At 39.1% G+C, this 1,160-nt stretch carries 2 protein-coding genes; both read right to left on the bottom strand.

What is annotated here, in order from left to right:
- On the bottom strand, nt 1-569 hold a 569-nt coding region (locus ACNOHI_RS24525; protein WP_420477346.1), incomplete at its 3' end, for a hypothetical protein.
- Nucleotides 570-687: 118 nt separating this feature from the next.
- Nucleotides 688-1,160 (bottom strand): hypothetical protein (locus ACNOHI_RS24520; protein ID WP_420477345.1); only part of this gene is annotated, 473 nt, incomplete at its 5' end.

Raw genomic sequence — 1,160 nt, 5'->3', positions numbered from 1 at the left:
ACAGGGATATTTGAGAATAAAGGAAGGTAAAATGCAGGAATGCCCATTTTTGAAAGCTGCTCCTGGTAAAGCTTAGTTTGTGTATGAACTAAAACCGGCTTTAATTTCTTAACCAATAACCTGATTAGTTGCTTTTGTACTAAGCCCCAGTAAACATGTTTCTTTGACGATTCTACATCCATGCCAACCCAAAGCTCATGAAACATAATATGCCAACGTCTTCCTTTGCCAATTTTAGATAGAATATGGCTTAACATTCCTGGCAAGCCCTTTGATTGAAAAGAAAAAGGCACGAACTGAAGACTGAGAAACTGTGGATTTATATCATTAAGCCATCTCAACGCCTCTTTGATTCGCTTTCCTTCTCTATGTGTTGAAGGAAGGCGGAAGACTGGCAACTTAAAGCCTTCTGAGGTCTGGCATCCATTGAATGAAGAAGTAACATACCTGTCGTTTAACGCTATGGCCCCAATTTCATGCCCTTTTCGGATCATGTCTATGGCCAGTCGTCTGACGTAATCGCCTACTCCATCGCATCCAGGTTCAAGAGAACCACATATAAAAACCATTTTCATTTCCTGTGTATGTGTTGGCAAGACTAACAAATCGAATTTTACAGAAGCTATATTCCTATTAAGACTAGTTTGGATACGCTCACTTCTGACTCAATATTTTGACCGGCGCCTGCTAATGAGCAAGTTCGGCAGAGCTATGGGAGTTTATCTTTAAAAAGCTAAATGTGAGATTAATTATCACGAAGATTGAAGCTACTAAAATATTGAGCTTAAAAACCCCTTCCAGCGCAGATATATCAATCAGTTGTATCCCAGCGATAATTGCAATTATGTCAAGAGGTATGATAATAAGTGGACTAATCGCCCATCCTCTGCTGCTACAAAGGCCGAAAGACGCGCCAGCAATTAAGGTAAGACAGGCACTTATCGAACACAGAACCAATTCGGACTGTAAATTTGAGTAAGCTTTTCCAAGAACCCAAAGTACGTTATCCGGAAATACCGCAACAACGCTAATTATGAACACACTTAGAATAAAAAGACTTGCAATTATTTGAATATAACGCTTATACAATATACTCCTAACAGTTGGTAATTTGGCAAATCTGGGAGTAAGAAGGACAGCTATCATTACACCAAAAATAT

The sequence above is a fragment of the Noviherbaspirillum sp. ST9 genome (assembly GCF_048799745.1).
Taxonomy (GTDB): domain Bacteria; phylum Pseudomonadota; class Gammaproteobacteria; order Burkholderiales; family Burkholderiaceae_D; genus Noviherbaspirillum.
This window is presented reverse-complemented; position numbering and strand designations above follow the sequence as displayed.